This is a genomic window from Phreatobacter cathodiphilus (genome assembly GCF_003008515.1).
Classification (GTDB): Bacteria; Pseudomonadota; Alphaproteobacteria; order Rhizobiales; family Phreatobacteraceae; genus Phreatobacter; species Phreatobacter cathodiphilus.
On the sequence record NZ_CP027668.1, the window covers coordinates 2,588,081 to 2,604,482 of the forward strand.

Consider the following 16,402-nt stretch of genomic DNA (forward strand, 5'->3'; position numbering starts at 1 on the left):
GCGGCCATGAGCTTCCTCTACAAGGCCAACCCGGTCCGCGGCGCGGAATGGGCGCGCCATTTCGCGGCCCTCGCCCCGGACGTGCCCTTCCATGTCTGGCCGGATCAGCCCGACCCCGCGAGCGTGCGCCACCTCGCGACATGGGTGCCGCCCGACGACATCGCCGGCACCTTTCCCAACCTCGAACTCGTCTTCTCGGTGGGCGCCGGCGTCGACCAGTTCGACTTCACCAAGGTGCCCGCCCACGTGCCGCTGGTGCGCATGCTGGAGCCGCACATCGCCGAGAGCATGGTCGAATATGTCTCGCTCGCCGTGCTGGCGCTGCACCGGGACCTGCCGCGCTTCCTCGACCAGCAGCGGCGCGAGGTCTGGAAGGAGATCCAGATCACCGCCGCCGCCCGCCGGCGTGTCGGCGTCATGGGCCTCGGCCAGCTCGGGCAAGGGGTGCTGGAGCGCCTGAAGGTCTTCGGCTTTCCGCTCGCCGGCTGGAACCGCTCGCCCCGCCGGATCGCGGGCGTCGACTGCTACACCGGCGCCGAGGGCCTCGCCGCCTTCCTCGCTCGCACCGACATCCTCGTCTGCCTGCTGCCGCTGACGCCGGAGACCCGTGGCATCCTGAATGCCAGCCTCTTCGCCGCCCTTCCCGCCGGCGCCATGCTGGTCAATGTCGGCCGCGGCGGCCATCTGGTGCAGGACGACCTCCTCGCCGCCCTCGACGGCGGGCAGATCGCCGCCGCCATGCTCGACGTCGCCGAACCCGAGCCGCTGCCGGCCGGCCATCCCTTCTGGCGGCACGAGAAGATCATCCTCACCCCGCACATCGCCAGCATGACCCATCCGGAAACGGCGGTGCGCTTCGTCCTCGACACCATCGCCCGCCACCGCCGCGGCGAGCCGCTGCCGGGCCTCGTCGACCGCGCGCGCGGCTACTGAGGCGTGGCGCCCCCGCCTCAGCCCGGCCGACGCCGGTCCCCGCAGCGGGGAGCGCGACGAAGCCGCGGGACGCCACAAGTCACTCACTGGTTACATACTTGATTGACGCTGGCCAGAGCGCTGGCTATCGTCCTTCCCTAAGAGATGCGACGACGCATCCCGCATTCGGGAGGATGACCGTGATCACCAGGAGGCTGGCGCTCGCCGCCCTTTTCGCAACCGCCGCCGTGGCCCCCGCGGCCGCCCAGACCTTCCCCTCGCGCCCCATCACCATGGTGGTGCCCTTCGCCCCCGGCGGGCCGACCGACATCGTCGCCCGCCTCGTCGCCGAGCGCATGTCGGCGAGCCTCGGCCAGCAGGTGGTGGTGGAGAACGTGGCGGGAGCCGCCGGCACCACCGGCGCGGCGCGCGTCTCCCGGGCGGAGCCCGACGGCCACACCATCCTGATGGGGCCGATGAGCACGATGAGCTTCTCGCCGGCGCTCTATCCCAATCTCGCCTTCAACCCGCTGACCGATTTCGAGCCTGTGGGCATCGCCGCCTCCGCGCCGATCATGCTGGTCTCCGCCAAGAAGCTGCCGGCGACGACGCTCGCCGAGTTCTCCGCCCACCTGAAGGCCAATGCGACGACGGTGAACAACGGCAATGCCGGTGTCGGCTCGACGTCGCACCTCGCCTGCACCCTGCTCAACCAGAAGCTCGGCGTGTCGCCGACCCTGGTGCCCTATCGCGGCACCGGCCCCGCCATCCAGGACCTCGTCGCCGGCAATGTCGGCTACATCTGCGACCAGGTGACGAGCCTGATGAGCCAGGTCCAGGGCGGCACGATCACGCCGCTCGCCGTCCTCGCCCCCACCCGTTCGCCGGTGCTGCCCAACGTGCCCACGGCCAAGGAAGCCGGCATGGAGGGCGTCGACATGGTGGTGTGGAACGCCGTCTTCGCCCCGAAGGGCACCCCAGCCCCTGTCGTCGCCGCGCTCAACGCCGCCCTGCGCAAGGCCATCGACGACCCGACCGCCCGGGAGCGCTTCCTCCAGCTCGGTGCCGAGGCGCCGGTGGAGGCCCAGCGCACGCCGGAGGCGCTGCGCGCCGTCCATGCCGCCGACGTCAAGAAATGGGGCGACGTCATCCGCGAGGCGAACATCCGCATCCAGTGAGACGCTCTCCGGCGATGGCTGGCATCAGAGGAGTGCGTCCTTCGAGGCTCGCTTTCGCTCGCACCTCAGGATGAGGGAGGTCGAGGCTTGCCCATCGTTCGCATGGGACTGGGGCGAGGCGCTTGATCCGGCCCCGCTGCAAGTCGCCACCCCCCCTCATCCTGAGGTGCGAGCCCCGGCGATGCGGCAGCATCGTCCGGGCGCGAGCCTCGAAGGACGCGCTGCCTTGATGCAGGGTGCATGTCTCCGTCACCGATGATGAAATCCGCGCATGCGCCTGTCCCTCTGCAACGAAGTGCTGCAGCCCCTCGACCTCGCCCGGCAATGCGCCTTCGCGAAGGCGGTCGGCTATGACGGGCTGGAGATCGCCCCGTTCACGCTGTCCGAAGAGCCGCACCGCCTCGCCGGCGCCGAGGTCGCGGCGATGCGTCGGACCATGGAGGACCACGGCCTCGCCGTCACCGGCCTCCACTGGCTGCTGGTGACGCCGCAGGGTCTCTCCATCACCAGCCCCGACGACGCCGTGCGTAGCCGCACCCGCGACGTCATCCGCGGCCTCCTCGACCTCGCGGCGGGCCTCGGCGCCCGCGTCATGGTGCACGGATCGCCGGCGCAGCGGCGGCCGGCCGAGGGGCAGTCGCAGGAGGATGCCTGGGCGCGGGCGCGCGACCTCTTCGCCGGGCTGGCGCCAGAGGCCGAAGCCCGCGGCCTCACCTATTGCCTGGAGCCTCTCGCACCGCCGGACAACGTCTTCGTCCAGACCGTCGCAGAGGCGGCGCGCATGGTGGAAGAAATCGGGCATCCCGCCTTCCGCACCATGATCGACACCTCCGCCGCCTCCGCCCACGAGGCCGAAGCGGTCTCCGATCTCGTGCGGCGCTGGCTGCCGACGGGCCTGATCGGCCACGTCCAGTTCAACGACGCCAACCGCCGCGGCCCCGGCGAGGGCAAGGACCGCTTCGCCGGCGTGCTGAGGGCGCTGCGCGAGACCGGCTACGGCGGCGACATCGCGGTCGAGCCCTTCATCTACGAGCCGGACGGCCAGGCCTGTGCCGCCCGCGCCGCCGGCTATGTGCGCGGCCTCATGGAGGCCCTGGACGGCGCGCCGTGACCGGACCGGCGCGGCGTGCCAGTGTCGGGCCAGAGCCGAATCGGGCAAGGAATCGCGGATGCCCGACGGCAAGAGCGTGACGGACGAGACCAGCGCGGCGAAGCCCGTGCGCAGGCGCGACAGCGCCGGCACGCGCGCGCGCATCCTCAACGTCGCCACCCGCGAATTCGCCAACAGGGGATACGAGGGGGCGAAGACCGACGACATCGCCGACCGTGCGCGCATCAACAAGCGCATGATCTACCACTACTTCTCGTCGAAGGAGCTGCTCTATCTCGCCGTCCTCGAAGCGGCCTACGAGCGCGCCCGCTCCGCCGAGCAGAAGCTGGAGCTCGACCAGCTCACGCCGGTCGAGGCGCTCACCCGCTTCACCGAGTTCACCTTCGACAGCTTCGTGCGCGACCGTACTTTCATCAACCTGCTGGCCACCGAGAACCGTCAGCGGGCCAAGGTGCTGAAGAAGTCAGGCCAGGTGAACCGCATGAACTCCCCCGTCATCGACGCCATCGGCCGCATCATCGCCCGCGGCCACGCAGACGGCTCGATCCGCGCCGGGCTCGACGCCCGCCAGCTGTGGATCACCATCATCGGCATCTGCTACTTCTTCTTCTCCAACATCTACACGCTGTCGGTGATCTTCGACGCCGACATGGAAGACCCCGTCTCCATCGCGGCGCGGCGGGCCCATGTGGTGGATTTCGTGCTGCGGGGCGTGAAGGCCTAGCCACCGGACGATGTCCGCGCAGCCCGTCTCAGCGGCAATGCCCGTCATCCCCGGCCGAGCGACGCGAGGGGAAGGGGATCCAGGTTTTCAAGCGCGCGGAGCGTCCAGGATTGGACCCCCTTCCCTCGCCCTTCGGGCTCGCCGGGGGTGACGTCCGGAGGCACGATCAGGGGTTGCCCTCACACCACGCTTTTGTGCCTCTCGATGCAGGTCGCCAGCACCTCGTCCATCGGCCGCTGCCACCAGTCGAGTTCGGAGAAGATCTCGACCTCCGAGAAGCCGGCGAAGCCCTCCGCCTCCACCGCCGCCCGGATCTTTTTCAGCTCGATGACCCCGTCGCCCATCATGCCGCGGTCGGTGAGGAGGTCGCGGGTCGGCACCAGCCAGTCGCAGACGTGATAGGCGAGCAGCCGCTCGCGCCCCGCCCTCCGGATGTCGCAGAACAGGTTCGGGTCCCACCAGATGTGATAGACGTCCGCCGCGACTCCGAGCGCCCCGCTCCGGCCGGGGTCCAGACGGTCGCAGATGTCGAGAGCCTGTTCCAGCGTGTTCACGCAGGCCCGGTCGGCCGCATACATCGGGTGCAGCGGCTCGATGGCGAGCGGCATCCGCGCCGCGCGGGCGTAGTCCAGCAGCTCGGCGATGCCGTCCTCGACCTGTGCCCGCGCTCCCGCAAGGTCGTGCGAGACGGCGGAACCGGGGCGGGAGTAATGCGGCAGGCCGCCGACGACCAGCACCAGGCAGGCCGCTCCCAGCGCGGCGGCCTCGTCCACGGCGCGGCGGTTGTCGTCACGCGCCTCCTGCCGCTTCGACGCATCGGCCGGGAACATGCCGCCCCGGCAGTAGCCCGAGAGCTTCAGGCCGTGGGTCTTGACCGCCGCCACGGCGGCGTCGAGCCCCACCGTCGCCACCTGGTCGCGCCAGGGCGAGATGGCCTGGATGCCGTGGCGGGCGCAGGCCTCGATGATGGCGAGGAGATCGCCCTGCTTCCTCACCGTCGCGGTGTTGATGGAGAGGAGGGAATGGTCGGTGGAGAAATCGCGCATCGGGTCAGGCCACCCCACGCGTCGCCATCACCGCCGCCATCCGCGCCGCGGCCATGTCGGCGTCGCGGAAGATCCCGGCCTGGTCCGCGAGGCGGAAGAGTTCGGCGAGGTGCCGGGTCGAGCGCGTGCTCTCCTGGCCGCCGACCATGGTGAAATGGTCCTGGTGGCCGTTGAGATAGGCGACGAAGACGACGCCGGTCTTGTAGAACCGCGTGGGCGCCTTGAAGATGTGCCGCGACAGCGGCACGGTCGGCGCGAAGATGTCGTGGAACGTGGCGGTGTCGCCGTCCGCCAGCGCCGAGAGCGCGCCCGCGGCGGCCGGGGCGATGGCGTCGAAGATGCCGAGCAGGGCATGGGAGAAGCCCTTCTCGTCGCCGGCGATCAGCTCCGCATAGTTGAAGTCGTCGCCGGTATACATCTTCACCGCCGGGTTCAGCCGGCGGCGCATGGAGATCTCCTTGTCCTTGTCGAGGAGGGAGATCTTGACGCCGTCGACCTTGCCGGCATTGCGGTTGATGACATCGACGGCCGTATCCATGGCAGCGTCGAGGTCGGGCGTGCCCCAGTAGCCGGCGAGCGCCGGATCGAACATGTCGCCGAGCCAGTGGATGATGACCGGCTGGGCCGATTGCGACAGGATGCGGTCATAGACGCGACCGTAGTCGTCGGGGCTGCTGGCGACACGGGCGAGCGCCCGCGAGGCCATGAAGATGATCCGCCCGCCGAGCGCCTCGATGGCCTCGAACTGCATCTCGTAGGCGCCGATGACGTCGTCCACAGAGCGCGCCTGGGCTGGATCGAGATGGTCGGTGCCGGCGCCTGAAAACACCACCGCGCCCGGCGTCGCCTTCGCCTGCCGCACCGAGCGGGCGATGAGGTCGAGCGCGCCGGCCCAGTCGAGGCCCATGCCGCGCTGCGCCGTGTCCATGGCCTCCGCCACCCCGAGGCCGAGGCCCCAGAGATAGTCGCGATAGGCCATGGTCCGGTCCCAGTCGATGGCGTTGGTCAGCCAGGGATCGTTGTCGGCGAAGGGGTCGGCGACCATGTGGGTCGCCGCCAGCGCCACCCGGTTCAGCGGCCGTGTGATCCTGTCCGGGAAGGCCTTCGGCACCGAGAGCCGGTAGGTCTCGATCCCGCCGCCGGCGGTGGGCAGCCGCACGCTGGCGGCGGTCTTCGGCTTGTCGAGCATGGTCCGCTCCTTCTCAGTTGATATCGGAGAGCCCCTTGCCGGACCCGCCGCTCAGTCCGTCATCCCCGGCCGAGGCGAAGCCGAGGGGAAGGGGATCCAGGGGTTGCAGCACGCCGCTCCTGGACCCCCTTCCCTCGCCCTTGGGGCTCACCGGGGGTGACGGCGGAGGCTCCCACCGGGCCGCGCTCCATCGACCTCACACCGTCAGCTTCGGAACGTCGATCCAGCGGCGCTCCTTCCAGCTCTGCAGCGCGCATTCCACGAGCTGCACGCCCTTGGCGCCTTCCATCAGCGTGTAGGAATAGGGCGCGTCCTCCACCACGTGGCGGATGAACATCTCCCACTGGGTCTTGAAGCCGTTGTCGTAGACCTGGTTGTCCGGCATCTTCTGCCAGGTCGAGCGGAAGTCGATCGTCTGCTTCTGGTCCGGGTTCCAGACGGGGCGCGGCGTCGCGTTGCGCGGCTGGATCATGCAGTCGTGCAGGCCCGCCACCGCCGAACCCAGCGTGCCGTCGACGTTGAAGGTGACGAGGTCGTCGCGATAGACGCGCGTCACCCAGCTCATGTTCATGTGGGCGATGACGCCGCCCTCGAGCTCGAAGGTCGCATAGGCCGCGTCGTCGGCGGTCGCCTTGTAGGGCTTGCCGTTCTCGTCCCAGCGCTCGGGGATATGGGTGGCGCCGAGGCACGATACCGACTGAACCTGACCGAACAGGTTGTCGAGCACGTAGCGCCAGTGGCAGACCATGTCGAGGATCATGCCGCCGCCGTCCTCGTTGCGGTAGTTCCACGAGGGCCGCTGCGCCGCCTGCCAGTCACCCTCGAAGACCCAGTAGCCAAACTCGCCGCGCACCGAGAGCATCTTGCCGAAGAAGCCCGAGTCGCGCAGCGACTTGAGCTTCATCAGGCCGGGAAGGAACAGCTTGTCCTGCACCGTGCCGTTCTTGACGCCCTTGTCGCGGGCGAGCTTCACGATGCGCAGCGCCTCCGGCAGATTGGTCGAGATCGGCTTCTCGCAATAGATGTGCTTGCCGGCGTTGATCGCCTGTTCCAGCAGGGTCGGCCGCATCTGCGTCGTCGCGGCGTCGAAGAAGATCTGGTTCTTCGGATCGGCGATGGCCGCGTCGAGGTCGGTCGACCAGCGCTCCACGCCGTTGGCCTTGGCGAGCGCGGCCACCTTGTCGGCGTTGCGGCCGATGAGGATCGGGTCGAGCTGCACGCGCGTGCCGTCGGACATGAGCACGCCGCCCTGGGCGCGGATCGCCGCGACGGAGCGCACCAGATGCTGGTTCGTGCCCATGCGGCCGGTGACGCCGTGCATCACGACGCCGAGAGTCCTGGTCATGCGGGTTGTCCTTCTGCGAAAACGATCGAAAGGGGCTGGAGCGAGGAAAGGTCCGGCATTGCGCCCGAGGCAAAGCCCGGCCAGTCCAGCGATGAGAGATCGAGCCGGCCGGAGGCGACCGCCAGGCGGACGCGGTCGGTCGCGGCATAGAGACCGGGATGGGCCGCACGGAAGGCTTGCGCCTCGGTCTCGGGCGCGGGGCCGAAGCCGTCGACGTAGTGGTGGCCGTTGCGCTCCACGTGGGTCAGGCCGAGGGCGGCGACGAAGGCTGTGTCCTGCTGCACGGCGAGGCCCGGCTGGCAGGTCAGGTCCTCGGCCGAGACCAGGAAACGCCCCTCCCCGGCCTCCTCGTTCCACACGGCGGCGCGCGTGGCGTTCAGCAGTGCCTTGTAGAAGCCCTTGCAGCATTTGGAGGAGACGCCGCTGTAACCGAGTGCCCTGGCCCGCGGGAAGGCGTCGTAGGCATCGTCCGCCTCGTCGATGATCACGCCGCGTGCCGCGACGCCCGCGTTCAGCCCCTGCTCGAAGGTGACGCGCCGGTCGTAGGGCTGCTCGATGAACAGGAGCCGCGCCATGAGGCCGGCGAGCCGCGGCTCGGCATCCGCCCGTATCAGCAGGTCCGCGAGCGCGTCCGGGGCATATTGCTCGTTGGCGTCCACCGTCACGCGGTAGTCGATGCCGCGCCCGTCCAGCAGGCCCGCGATCTTGGCGAGCCGCCGGCAGTCGGTCGCGGGATCGCCGCCGAGCTTGATCTTGAAGAAGCGGAGATCAGCGGCGTCGAGTTCGCCGGCGAGGCTGTCCGGCCCGTCGATCTGGTCCATCAACCCGACCGTGTGGCGCAGGGCGATGCTCCGGGCGGGCGAGAGCGCTGCGAGGCGCGCCTCGACGGCGGCCTGCGCGAGGTCCGGCGTCAACCGCGTGTCGATGCCGGCGGCATTGCCCGCAAGCACCGCCACGAAGCTGCGGCCGAGCGCCTTCGACAGCCCGTCCAGCACCGCCTTGTCCACCTGCGCCACGCCGAACGCCGCCGAGAGCGGGGTGACGTCCGCCGCGCGGGCCCAGGCGATCTGCCTCTCGTGCAGCGCCGCGTGATGGCCGAAGGCCGTGTCGGAGGTGCGGATGGCGTTCGCCCGGGCGACGGCCTCGGAGAGGCTCGCCACGAGGTCCCGCACCGTGTCGCCCGGGCTGCGTCCCGGCCGCTTGTCGAACCATTTCGGCGGCATCAGTTCGGCCGTCATGCCGGTGGCGCGGCCATGGCCCTCGACCTCGACGACCACGCTCACGAAAGCCTGGAAGGCGCCCTCCACTGTGACCGCGCCGAAGCGGAACGGCCGGACGAAGGGCGTCCAGCGCGCGAAGGCTTCGACATCGGACAGGCGGATGCGCGGCGCGCTCATCGGCGCCGCCCTGCCATCGTCACCCGAACCATGAGCGTCTCTCCCGACGGCTCTCACCGGAGCCTTAATTCACTGACTGGTTACTTACAGAGAGGCGCGGGCCGAAGTCAAGCCGGCCCGCCGCGCGTCATCGCGGCCGGGGCGCTTAGCCGGGTCTTAACCCTGCGGCGGGGCGGCCGGCAGCCGAGAGTTTTCCTTAAGGTGTGCCCCGCTAGCTCTGGGGAAACTCACAGGTGCTTTTCCCCCGATGTACCGTGTCCTGACCTGCCTCGCCGACGCGCACAATGTGTGGCTTGTCGGAATGGCCGCCCTCGTCTGCCTCGTCTCGAGCTACGCCGTGATCGACATCGGGCGCCTGGCGCACGGTTCGCAGGGCCGCAGCCGTCTCGGCTGGATCGCCGCGGCGGGCGGCACGGCGGGCTTCGGCGTCTGGGCGACCCATTTCATCGCCATGCTCGCCTACGACCCCGGCGTCGTCATCGGCTACGACATCGGCCTCACCGCCGCCTCGCTCGCCGTCGCGGTGCTCATCACCGCGGCCGGCATGAGCGTTGCTCTCTCCGTCCCCGGCCCGGCCGGCACCGCCACGGGCGGTGTCGTCGTCGGCCTCGGCATCGCCACCATGCACTATCTCGGCATGGCCTCGGTGCAGATTCCCGGCCGCATGGACTGGGCCGGAGACCTCGTGGCCGTGTCGGTGCTGGCGGGCGCCGGCCTCTCGGCCGCCGCCTTCCTCGCCGCCCGCCGTCGCGACCGTCTGGGCAAATGGCAGGGCGCCCTGCTGCTCACCCTCGCGGTCTGTTCGCTGCACTTCACCGGCATGGGCGCCATCACCGTCACCCCGGATCCGGCCCGTCCGATCTCCGCCGCGACCCTGGCGCCGCAATCCCTCGCTCTCGCCGTCGGCCTCTGCGCCATGCTGGTCCTGGCCTTCGCGCTGTTTACGGCGGTGATGTCGCGGCGCAGCCGCGCCGCCCAGGCCGAACAGGAGCGCATGTTCCGCATCCTGGTGGAGGGGGTCACCGACTACGCGCTCTACATGCTCGCCCCGAACGGCACCGTGACCAACTGGAACGAGGGGGCCCGCCGCGCCAAGGGCTATGCCGCCGCGGAGATCGTCGGCCGGCACTTCTCCTGCTTCTATCCCCCCGAGGACCGCAAGGCCGGCCTTCCCGAGGCCGCGCTCGCCACGGCGCGGGCCGAGGGACGTTTCGAACAGGAGGGCTGGCGCCTGCGCAAGGACGGAACCCGGTTCTGGGCCCATGTGGTGATCGACGCCATTCACGGCGAGGCCGGAGAACTGGTCGGCTTCGCCAAGATCTGCCGCGACATCACCGAACGCAAATCCTGGGAGGACGAGCTCAAGGAAAGCACCCGCCGGCTCGACCTCGCCCTCTCGAACATGTCGCAGGGCCTGTGCCTGTTCGACGCCGGCGGTCGCTTGATCCTGCGCAACCGTCGCCTCGCCACCATCTTCGCCTGGGTGGACTCTCCCTGCGTCGCCGGACAGTCCTTCCGCGACATCTGCCGCCTCGTCTGCCCGGACGAGGCTACGGCGCAAGAGATGGCCGATCGTCATCTCGCCATCATCCGCCGTGGCGAACCGGAGACGCTCACCGAACAGTTCGGCGAGGGCCGCATCATCTCGCTGTCCCACTGGCCCATCGGCGACGGGTCCTGGGTCACCACCTGCGAGGACGTGACGGAGCGCCGCCGCTCCGAGGCGCGCATCGCCCATATGGCCCGCCACGATGCGCTGACCGGACTGCCGAACCGGCTGAGCTTCAACGCCGCGCTCGACGCGGCCCTCGCCGAGGGCTCAGGCAGGATCGCCGTGGTCGGCATCGATCTCGACAAGTTCAAGGAGGTCAACGACCTGCGCGGCCACGCCGTCGGCGACAAGATGCTTCAAGCCCTGGCCGACCGGCTCGGCGCATGCCTCGCTCCCGGCGAGATGGCCGCACGGTTCGGCGGCGACGAATTCGCGGCCTTCAAGCGCTTCCAGACCCAGGACGAACTGGCCGATTTCGCCCAGCGCCTGGAAACCGCCCTGTCGGGAACCATCATCGTCGGCGAAGACGTGATCCCCGCCGGCGCCAGCATCGGCATCGCAATCTACCCGGACGACGCCACGAGCCGCGACCAGCTCGTCAACAATGCGGATCTCGCCATGTATCGCGCCAAGGCGACGATCGGCCAGACGACGGCCTATTACGAGGCCCGAATGGACGAGCAGGTGCGCCAGCGACGCGCGCTCACCAAGGATCTGTGGACCGCCATCGCGCAGGACCAGTTCCGCCTGCACTACCAGGTGCAGAAGGCGGTCGCGACCGGTGAGGTCACCGGCTACGAGGCGCTGCTGCGCTGGCAGAGCCCGGAACGAGGCAACGTGCCGCCTGCCGACTTCATCCCCCTCGCCGAAAGCTGCGGCGCCATCCTGCCCCTCGGGGATTGGGTGCTCCGGGCCGCCTGCCGTGAGGCCGCCGGGTGGCCCTCGGCCTGCAAGATCGCCGTCAATCTCTCGCCGCTCCAGCTCAGCCAGCCCGATTTCGTCGCCCGTCTCGCCGCCATCCTCACGGAGACCGGCCTGTCGCCGCAGCGGCTGGAGCTCGAGATCACGGAATCGACCATCATCGCCGACAGGGAGCGTGCCCTCGCCACGCTGCGGGACATCAAGGCCCTCGGCGTCACCGTGGCGATCGACGATTTCGGGACCGGCTATTCCTCGCTCGAGACCCTGCGCTCCTTCCCCTTCGACAAGATCAAACTCGACCGGTCCTTCATGACCGAGGTGGAGACGAGCCCCCAGGCCAAGGCCATCGTGAGGGCCATCCTGGCGCTCGGTCGGAGCCTCGACGTGCCCGTGCTGGCGGAGGGCGTGGAGACCGCGGACCAGCTCGACCTGCTGGCCCGCGAGGGATGCGACGAGGCCCAGGGCTACCTGCTCGGCCGGCCGCAACCGGTCGGGGCCATCGCAGGACTGAAGCGCATGGTGGCCCCGGCGCTCGCGCCCGAGGAACGGGGTGGGCTCGTTGCGGACAGGCTGGAAGCGGAGGAAGCCTGAACCGGCGCGTCCAGGCGTTCAGGCGTCGGCCGCGGCGGCGGGTCGGGGAAGGGACGGATCGCGCCGTTCCTCTCCGTCCGAGGGCCTGCGCGGCGCTTCAGGAACGCGGGGTCGAACGAAGCTGTCGCAGGCGCTGGACGAGCGCCATCAGCCGCGGGTCGCGCTTCACCCGGCACTTGGCCCAGTCCATGGTACGCAGCACGGCGGCGAGCGCGAGCCCGCTCCAGTGGACCGTGAGCGTCGTGGACCTCAGGCCGATGATCTGCGGGCCCCATTCGAGCTTGTAGGGAAGTTCGCCCGGGCCGAAATCATAGGTGCGCGCCCCCTTGGCATGGGCCGTCGCCACCATGTGGTGCATCAGCAGGGTGCCCGGCGAGAAGCGGGCGAAGGTGCCCCCGACATGAGCGGTGTTGATGAGGGTGGCGACGCCGGTGTGATAGGCGGTCAGCCCCACGGCGACGCGCTCGCCGCCCACCACCAGCTCGTCGGCCTGGAACATCGCCTCGTCCTCGGCCATCGTCTTGTAGAGAGCCTGGATCTGGGGATCGTCGAAGGGGCTCGCCCGGCCGGTCCGCGCCAGTTGTTCCCGCTTCTCGGTACAGAACCAGTCGATGATGGCATGGCGGCGCGGGGGCTCGGCGGGTGCGTCGAAGGCAACCGCTCCGAGCTCCTCCATCTTCCGCTGCTTGCGTTTCAGGCTCGACAGGGTGCGCGAGGAGAACAGGCGGCCGTGCAGCGCCGCGTAATCCTCGCCGAGGCGGAGAACGAAGGTGTCGTTGGCTCCCCGCCGGCTGCCGTGCCCGGTCGCGAAGGGATTGGCGCTCCCGGCCCATTCCTCCGGCTGCCTGTCGAGATGGACCACGGAGGCCCCGGCCAGCGCGGCGACCTGCCGGATCAGCGCGTCGACGTCGCCGTCGGCGGAGGCGAAGGTGCCGGGTGCGGCGACGGGCATGCCGTAATTGGCATGGGCCTGCCCGAGCCAGCCGAGAACCGGAACCCCCGCGCGGCGGGTGATGGCCATGGGCAGGATGAAGCAGACGAGACCGTCGCGGCTGCCCGTGAAGAAGATCGGCGTCTCCCCGTGCCCGGCGGCGGCGAGCGCCACCCAGGCGTCGACATAGGCGTAGCTCTGGAACAGGGTGGTGCCGCCGCAAGCCTCCAGCCGGCGCCAGTCCGCCTCCAGGGAGGGGAGCGAGGCCGCGCGGTGGAGCGCGTAGCCGGCCCAGGTTGCGACCGGTGCGGCCGCGTCGGCGGCCAGGGGCTCGCGCAGGTGGAGGGCCATCGCGCTCATCAGGATCTCGCCACGCGGTGGGAGCCGTGGGGGTGGCGCAGCGCCGACACGGCGTTGCGCCCGATCGATCCGGCGAAGCGGACCCACCGGTAGGCCTCCCAGGCGAGGCTCGGCTCGAGCGCCAGCCGCTTGGCGGACAGGGAGAGGTTGCGCGAGAACTGGTCGCTCGCGACCTTCTCGGGGTCCACGTAGAAGCGGGCGACGTCGGCCGCGGTGATCTCGGGCTGCCGCAGCCAGTCGGCGACGAAGCCGTTGCACAGCCGCTCGGCGTCGACCAGCGCCTTGGCGGCACCGGTCCCGCTCACCGGGCAGGCCGTCGAGAAGGCGTCGCCGATCAGCACGACGCCCGGCTTGTCCAGGCCCACCGTATCGACGAGGTCGACGGGACGCATGCGCGGCGTATCGAGCACCGCGAACTCGCCGGTCAGCCGGCGAAGCCGCGGCAGCACCTCGTGGATGGCGGCGACGGGGTCGCTGCGCAGGCGATCCAGCCAGGGATCGCCCCTGTCGCGGTAGACGAAGAGATTGGCGCGGATACGGTCGTGCAGGGGGAAGAAGGTGATGTAGGAGACCCTGTGCTCGGGGTGCTCGCCGAAATAGGTCAGGGCCTCGAAATCGAAGTGGGCGCGGCCGACGGGTGCCACGTCGAAGCCGATGGAGAGGGAGTGGCTGGCGCTCACCACCCGGCGGGTCATGCCCATGCTCTCGGCCAGAGCGGGCTGGAGGCCGGTCGCCAGAACCACCAGCCGCGCGCTCAGCGTCCGGCCCTCGGACAGAGCCAGGGTCGAGGCCTCCGCCCCCGGCGTCACGGCCGTCACCTGGTCGGCGATGCGCGCGACCGTCTCCGGCACGGCACCGCGCAGGGCGGTGACCAGTTGCGCATAATCGAAGCCGTATTCGGTCCGCGGCCGGCGCTCCACCAGGCGGCCCTGCCGGGCGATCCAGATCGTGTCGTAGCGCTCGCCCTGGGCTGCGATCTCGGCGAGGAGGCCGGCGCGCCGCAGGGCGCCGATATGGGCGGCCTCGAGCTTCTCGCAGCGGAACTGCGATCCGACCTGGCGCGCCGGATCGATGAGGCAGGTGCGATGGCCGGCGCGGCCGAGCATCGCGGCGGCGAGCGCGCCGCCGGCCCCAGCGCCTACGATCGCGACGTCGAATTCGGCCATGGAGGGCTCCTGCGGGCAAGACGGTTTCCGCCCGACCTGTCTACCCCCCGGACCTTAATGCGACATTTTTGCGCGACCCTTCCTGCCGGAAGGCTTAACAGGAGGTTTAGCCCTCCTCCCGCCGCGCGTTAACGTCGATCCTTAGGGTAAATTCCGCGACGGTCTTGTTGATTGCGGTATGATGTGACCAGAGGAGGGAAGCCGGCCCGGCACGCCCGCCCCTTGCGGGCGATCTGACCTGGGGCCGGATGGAGGGAGTAGCCCATGCGTTGGTTCACCATTGGCGCGGTCGCCGCCATATCCTTTTCGGTCGCCGGACCCGCCGTCGCGTCCGGCACCTGCGAGACCTGCTATCGCCGCGAGGTCCGGCCGGCCCAGTACCGCCTGGTGCAGGAAACCGTCGAGACCCGTCCGGCCCGTACGGTCGCCTACCGCGTCCCGGCGCAGCTCGGCGTCGTCCACCAGACCGTCGAGGTCAGCCCCGCCATGACGCTGGCCCGCCGCATACCCGCCGAGTACCGGGTGGTTCACGAGACCGTGCAGCTCGCTCCCGCGAGCCGCGGCTGGACCTATCGCCGCGATGCCCACGGGCGCGAGGTTCTCTGCCAGACCACCCAGCCTGCCCGTTACGGCACCGTCGCCAGGCAGGTGATGGTGCGACCGGAGCGGATCGTCCACGAGCACGTTCCCGCCCGCTACGGCACCGTCGCCCGCACGGTCGTGGTCCGGCCGGAGAGCGTCGCGACGGCGGTCGAGCCGGCCCAGTACGGGGTCGTGGCCCGCCGGGTTCAGGTCGCCCCCGCCACCGAACGGTGGGTGCCGGTCGGCCGCGCCCATGCCGAGCATCCGTACCGCCACCCGCATCACCACGGCCACCGGCAGCCGATCTCGGCGCGCTACTGACCGTTCCGGCCACCGACCGGGTCCTGCGGCCCGGTCGAAGGGTCCGCTCCCAATGCGGGGCTTCACGGGTCCGTCCGAACGCCGGCACGCACGTCGGATGGTGACGCGTTGAACTCCCGCCGGAACGCCCGGTTGAAGTAGGAGATGTTGCCGAACCCGACATCGAGCGCAATGTCGCCGATGCTCTTGCTGCGATGGGCCGCGGCGCGCAGCATCTGGTGCGCTGCAGCGAGGCGGCAGGTGCGCAGATATTCGGAGAAATGGGTGCCCGTCTGGGCAAACAGCATCTGGACGTAGCGGGGCGTCACGCGATGGCGCGCGGCGATCTGCCCGACATCGAGCTCCATGTCGGCGGCGTTCGTCGCGATGTCCCGTTTGATGGCCCGCAGCCGCGCCGCCGCGACTCCGCCTCGCTCCTCCGCAGGCGGACCCTTGCCGGGCACCTCCACCGCCATGGCGATGAGGTCGTGGACATGGCCGACGATCCGTTCCTGGGTGTCCGGCGCGGCGAGCGCTTCCGCGTCACCCAGCACGCCGAGATAGGCGCCGAGGAGACTAAGCGCCTCGTTGTCGGGGGCGACGATGCGCAGAATGCTGTCGTCGGCGCCCGGCACCACCGGGCGGGGGATGCGCAGGGTGGTGAAGCGCGACGTCCCGGCATTGGTCGTGCCGCCGACACGATCGGCGGCGAACAGGATGGCCTGACCCGGCGACAGGGTTTGTTCCCGCCGCTCCATCCGCGCCAGATCGTGCCCCGAGTGGTTCACCACGAAGACGAGATCGTCGCTGTTGATCCGGTGGGAAGGCCGCCAGTAATGGGCGCCGGACGACATGCCCTGTGCGACGCCGAGGCCCGGCAGCACGCGCACGACCGCCTTCGAGACGAAGGGCCGGTTGCCGAGGGGCTCGATATCCAGCCCGCAGATCGCATGCCCGAACAGCTCCCGCCAGGCTTCGACACTCTCCCTGCCGGGATGAGCGACCGTCGAGACGTGCAGGAAGGCAGGCGAGGATGAGACCATCGTCGAACCGAGAGGACCGTCGCCCCATGAACGGGCGGAGCGGTTGCGATTTGT

The 16,402-nt window shown here is 70.1% G+C and carries 13 protein-coding genes; 6 read left to right on the top strand and 7 right to left on the bottom strand.

Annotated elements, in window-relative coordinates:
- Window positions 1-6 precede the first annotated feature (6 nt).
- The 4 genes from C6569_RS12600 to C6569_RS12615 all read left to right on the top strand — a co-directional run bounded on the left by C6569_RS12600 (window position 7) and on the right by C6569_RS12615 (window position 3,925).
- A complete protein-coding gene (locus tag C6569_RS12600) occupies window positions 7-933 on the top strand; it encodes a 2-hydroxyacid dehydrogenase (protein WP_106749179.1) in 927 nt (308 codons plus the stop codon).
- 173 nt (window positions 934-1,106) lie between these two features.
- Window positions 1,107-2,090, top strand: coding sequence for a tripartite tricarboxylate transporter substrate-binding protein (locus C6569_RS12605; protein ID WP_106749180.1), 984 nt, complete (start codon window positions 1,107-1,109; stop codon window positions 2,088-2,090).
- Window positions 2,091-2,361: 271 nt separating this feature from the next.
- Entirely contained in the window at window positions 2,362-3,201 is an 840-nt protein-coding gene (locus tag C6569_RS12610) for a sugar phosphate isomerase/epimerase family protein (protein ID WP_106749181.1), read from the top strand.
- 58 nt (window positions 3,202-3,259) lie between these two features.
- On the top strand, window positions 3,260-3,925 hold the full coding sequence (locus C6569_RS12615; protein ID WP_106749182.1) for a TetR/AcrR family transcriptional regulator: 666 nt from the start codon (window positions 3,260-3,262) through the stop codon (window positions 3,923-3,925).
- Window positions 3,926-4,104: 179 nt separating this feature from the next.
- Here C6569_RS12615 and C6569_RS12620 read toward each other — a convergent pair whose 3' ends face one another.
- The 4 genes from C6569_RS12620 to C6569_RS12635 form a co-directional block, all read right to left on the bottom strand.
- Complete coding sequence (locus tag C6569_RS12620) at window positions 4,105-4,971, bottom strand: sugar phosphate isomerase/epimerase family protein (protein ID WP_106749183.1); 867 nt, start codon at window positions 4,969-4,971, stop codon at window positions 4,105-4,107.
- 4 nt (window positions 4,972-4,975) lie between these two features.
- Window positions 4,976-6,160: a dihydrodipicolinate synthase family protein gene (locus C6569_RS12625; protein WP_106749184.1), complete on the bottom strand. Its 1,185-nt coding sequence runs from the start codon at window positions 6,158-6,160 to the stop codon at window positions 4,976-4,978.
- A gap of 196 nt (window positions 6,161-6,356) precedes the next feature.
- Complete coding sequence (locus C6569_RS12630; RefSeq protein ID WP_106749185.1) at window positions 6,357-7,505, bottom strand: Gfo/Idh/MocA family protein; 1,149 nt, start codon at window positions 7,503-7,505, stop codon at window positions 6,357-6,359.
- The gene (locus C6569_RS12635) at window positions 7,502-8,902 is read right to left on the bottom strand and encodes an enolase-like domain-containing protein (protein ID WP_106749186.1); all 1,401 of its coding nucleotides are present in this window, start codon (window positions 8,900-8,902) and stop codon (window positions 7,502-7,504) included. Before C6569_RS12635 ends, C6569_RS12630 begins: the two co-directional genes overlap by 4 nt.
- Before the next feature lie 247 nt (window positions 8,903-9,149).
- Here C6569_RS12635 and C6569_RS12640 point away from each other — a divergent pair, with 247 nt between their 5' ends.
- Window positions 9,150-11,966 carry a bifunctional diguanylate cyclase/phosphodiesterase gene (locus C6569_RS12640; RefSeq protein WP_106749187.1) on the top strand — a complete coding sequence of 939 codons (2,817 nt, stop codon included), beginning with the start codon at window positions 9,150-9,152 and terminating at the stop codon, window positions 11,964-11,966.
- 97 nt (window positions 11,967-12,063) lie between these two features.
- Here C6569_RS12640 and C6569_RS12645 read toward each other — a convergent pair whose 3' ends face one another.
- The gene (locus tag C6569_RS12645) at window positions 12,064-13,257 is read right to left on the bottom strand and encodes a GNAT family N-acetyltransferase (protein ID WP_106749188.1); all 1,194 of its coding nucleotides are present in this window, start codon (window positions 13,255-13,257) and stop codon (window positions 12,064-12,066) included.
- A complete protein-coding gene (locus C6569_RS12650) occupies window positions 13,257-14,423 on the bottom strand; it encodes an FAD-dependent oxidoreductase (protein WP_106749189.1) in 1,167 nt (388 codons plus the stop codon). Before C6569_RS12650 ends, C6569_RS12645 begins: the two co-directional genes overlap by 1 nt.
- 264 nt (window positions 14,424-14,687) lie before the next feature.
- Here C6569_RS12650 and C6569_RS12655 point away from each other — a divergent pair, with 264 nt between their 5' ends.
- Window positions 14,688-15,326: a hypothetical protein gene (locus C6569_RS12655; RefSeq protein WP_106749190.1), complete on the top strand. Its 639-nt coding sequence runs from the start codon at window positions 14,688-14,690 to the stop codon at window positions 15,324-15,326.
- Between the two features lie 62 nt (window positions 15,327-15,388).
- Here C6569_RS12655 and C6569_RS12660 read toward each other — a convergent pair whose 3' ends face one another.
- Entirely contained in the window at window positions 15,389-16,348 is a 960-nt protein-coding gene (locus C6569_RS12660; RefSeq protein ID WP_106749191.1) for an AraC family transcriptional regulator, read from the bottom strand.
- Window positions 16,349-16,402: the final 54 nt, after the last annotated feature.

Coding starts and splice junctions, on each gene's coding strand:
- C6569_RS12600 (WP_106749179.1), top strand. CDS start 7: ATGAGCTTCCTCTACAAGGCCAACCCGGTCCGCGGCGCGGAATGGGCG.
- C6569_RS12605 (WP_106749180.1), top strand. CDS start 1,107: ATGACCGTGATCACCAGGAGGCTGGCGCTCGCCGCCCTTTTCGCAACC.
- C6569_RS12610 (WP_106749181.1), top strand. CDS start 2,362: ATGCGCCTGTCCCTCTGCAACGAAGTGCTGCAGCCCCTCGACCTCGCC.
- C6569_RS12615 (WP_106749182.1), top strand. CDS start 3,260: ATGCCCGACGGCAAGAGCGTGACGGACGAGACCAGCGCGGCGAAGCCC.
- C6569_RS12620 (WP_106749183.1), bottom strand. CDS start 4,971: ATGCGCGATTTCTCCACCGACCATTCCCTCCTCTCCATCAACACCGCG.
- C6569_RS12625 (WP_106749184.1), bottom strand. CDS start 6,160: ATGCTCGACAAGCCGAAGACCGCCGCCAGCGTGCGGCTGCCCACCGCC.
- C6569_RS12630 (WP_106749185.1), bottom strand. CDS start 7,505: ATGACCAGGACTCTCGGCGTCGTGATGCACGGCGTCACCGGCCGCATG.
- C6569_RS12635 (WP_106749186.1), bottom strand. CDS start 8,902: ATGAGCGCGCCGCGCATCCGCCTGTCCGATGTCGAAGCCTTCGCGCGC.
- C6569_RS12640 (WP_106749187.1), top strand. CDS start 9,150: ATGTACCGTGTCCTGACCTGCCTCGCCGACGCGCACAATGTGTGGCTT.
- C6569_RS12645 (WP_106749188.1), bottom strand. CDS start 13,257: ATGAGCGCGATGGCCCTCCACCTGCGCGAGCCCCTGGCCGCCGACGCG.
- C6569_RS12650 (WP_106749189.1), bottom strand. CDS start 14,423: ATGGCCGAATTCGACGTCGCGATCGTAGGCGCTGGGGCCGGCGGCGCG.
- C6569_RS12655 (WP_106749190.1), top strand. CDS start 14,688: ATGCGTTGGTTCACCATTGGCGCGGTCGCCGCCATATCCTTTTCGGTC.
- C6569_RS12660 (WP_106749191.1), bottom strand. CDS start 16,348: ATGGTCTCATCCTCGCCTGCCTTCCTGCACGTCTCGACGGTCGCTCAT.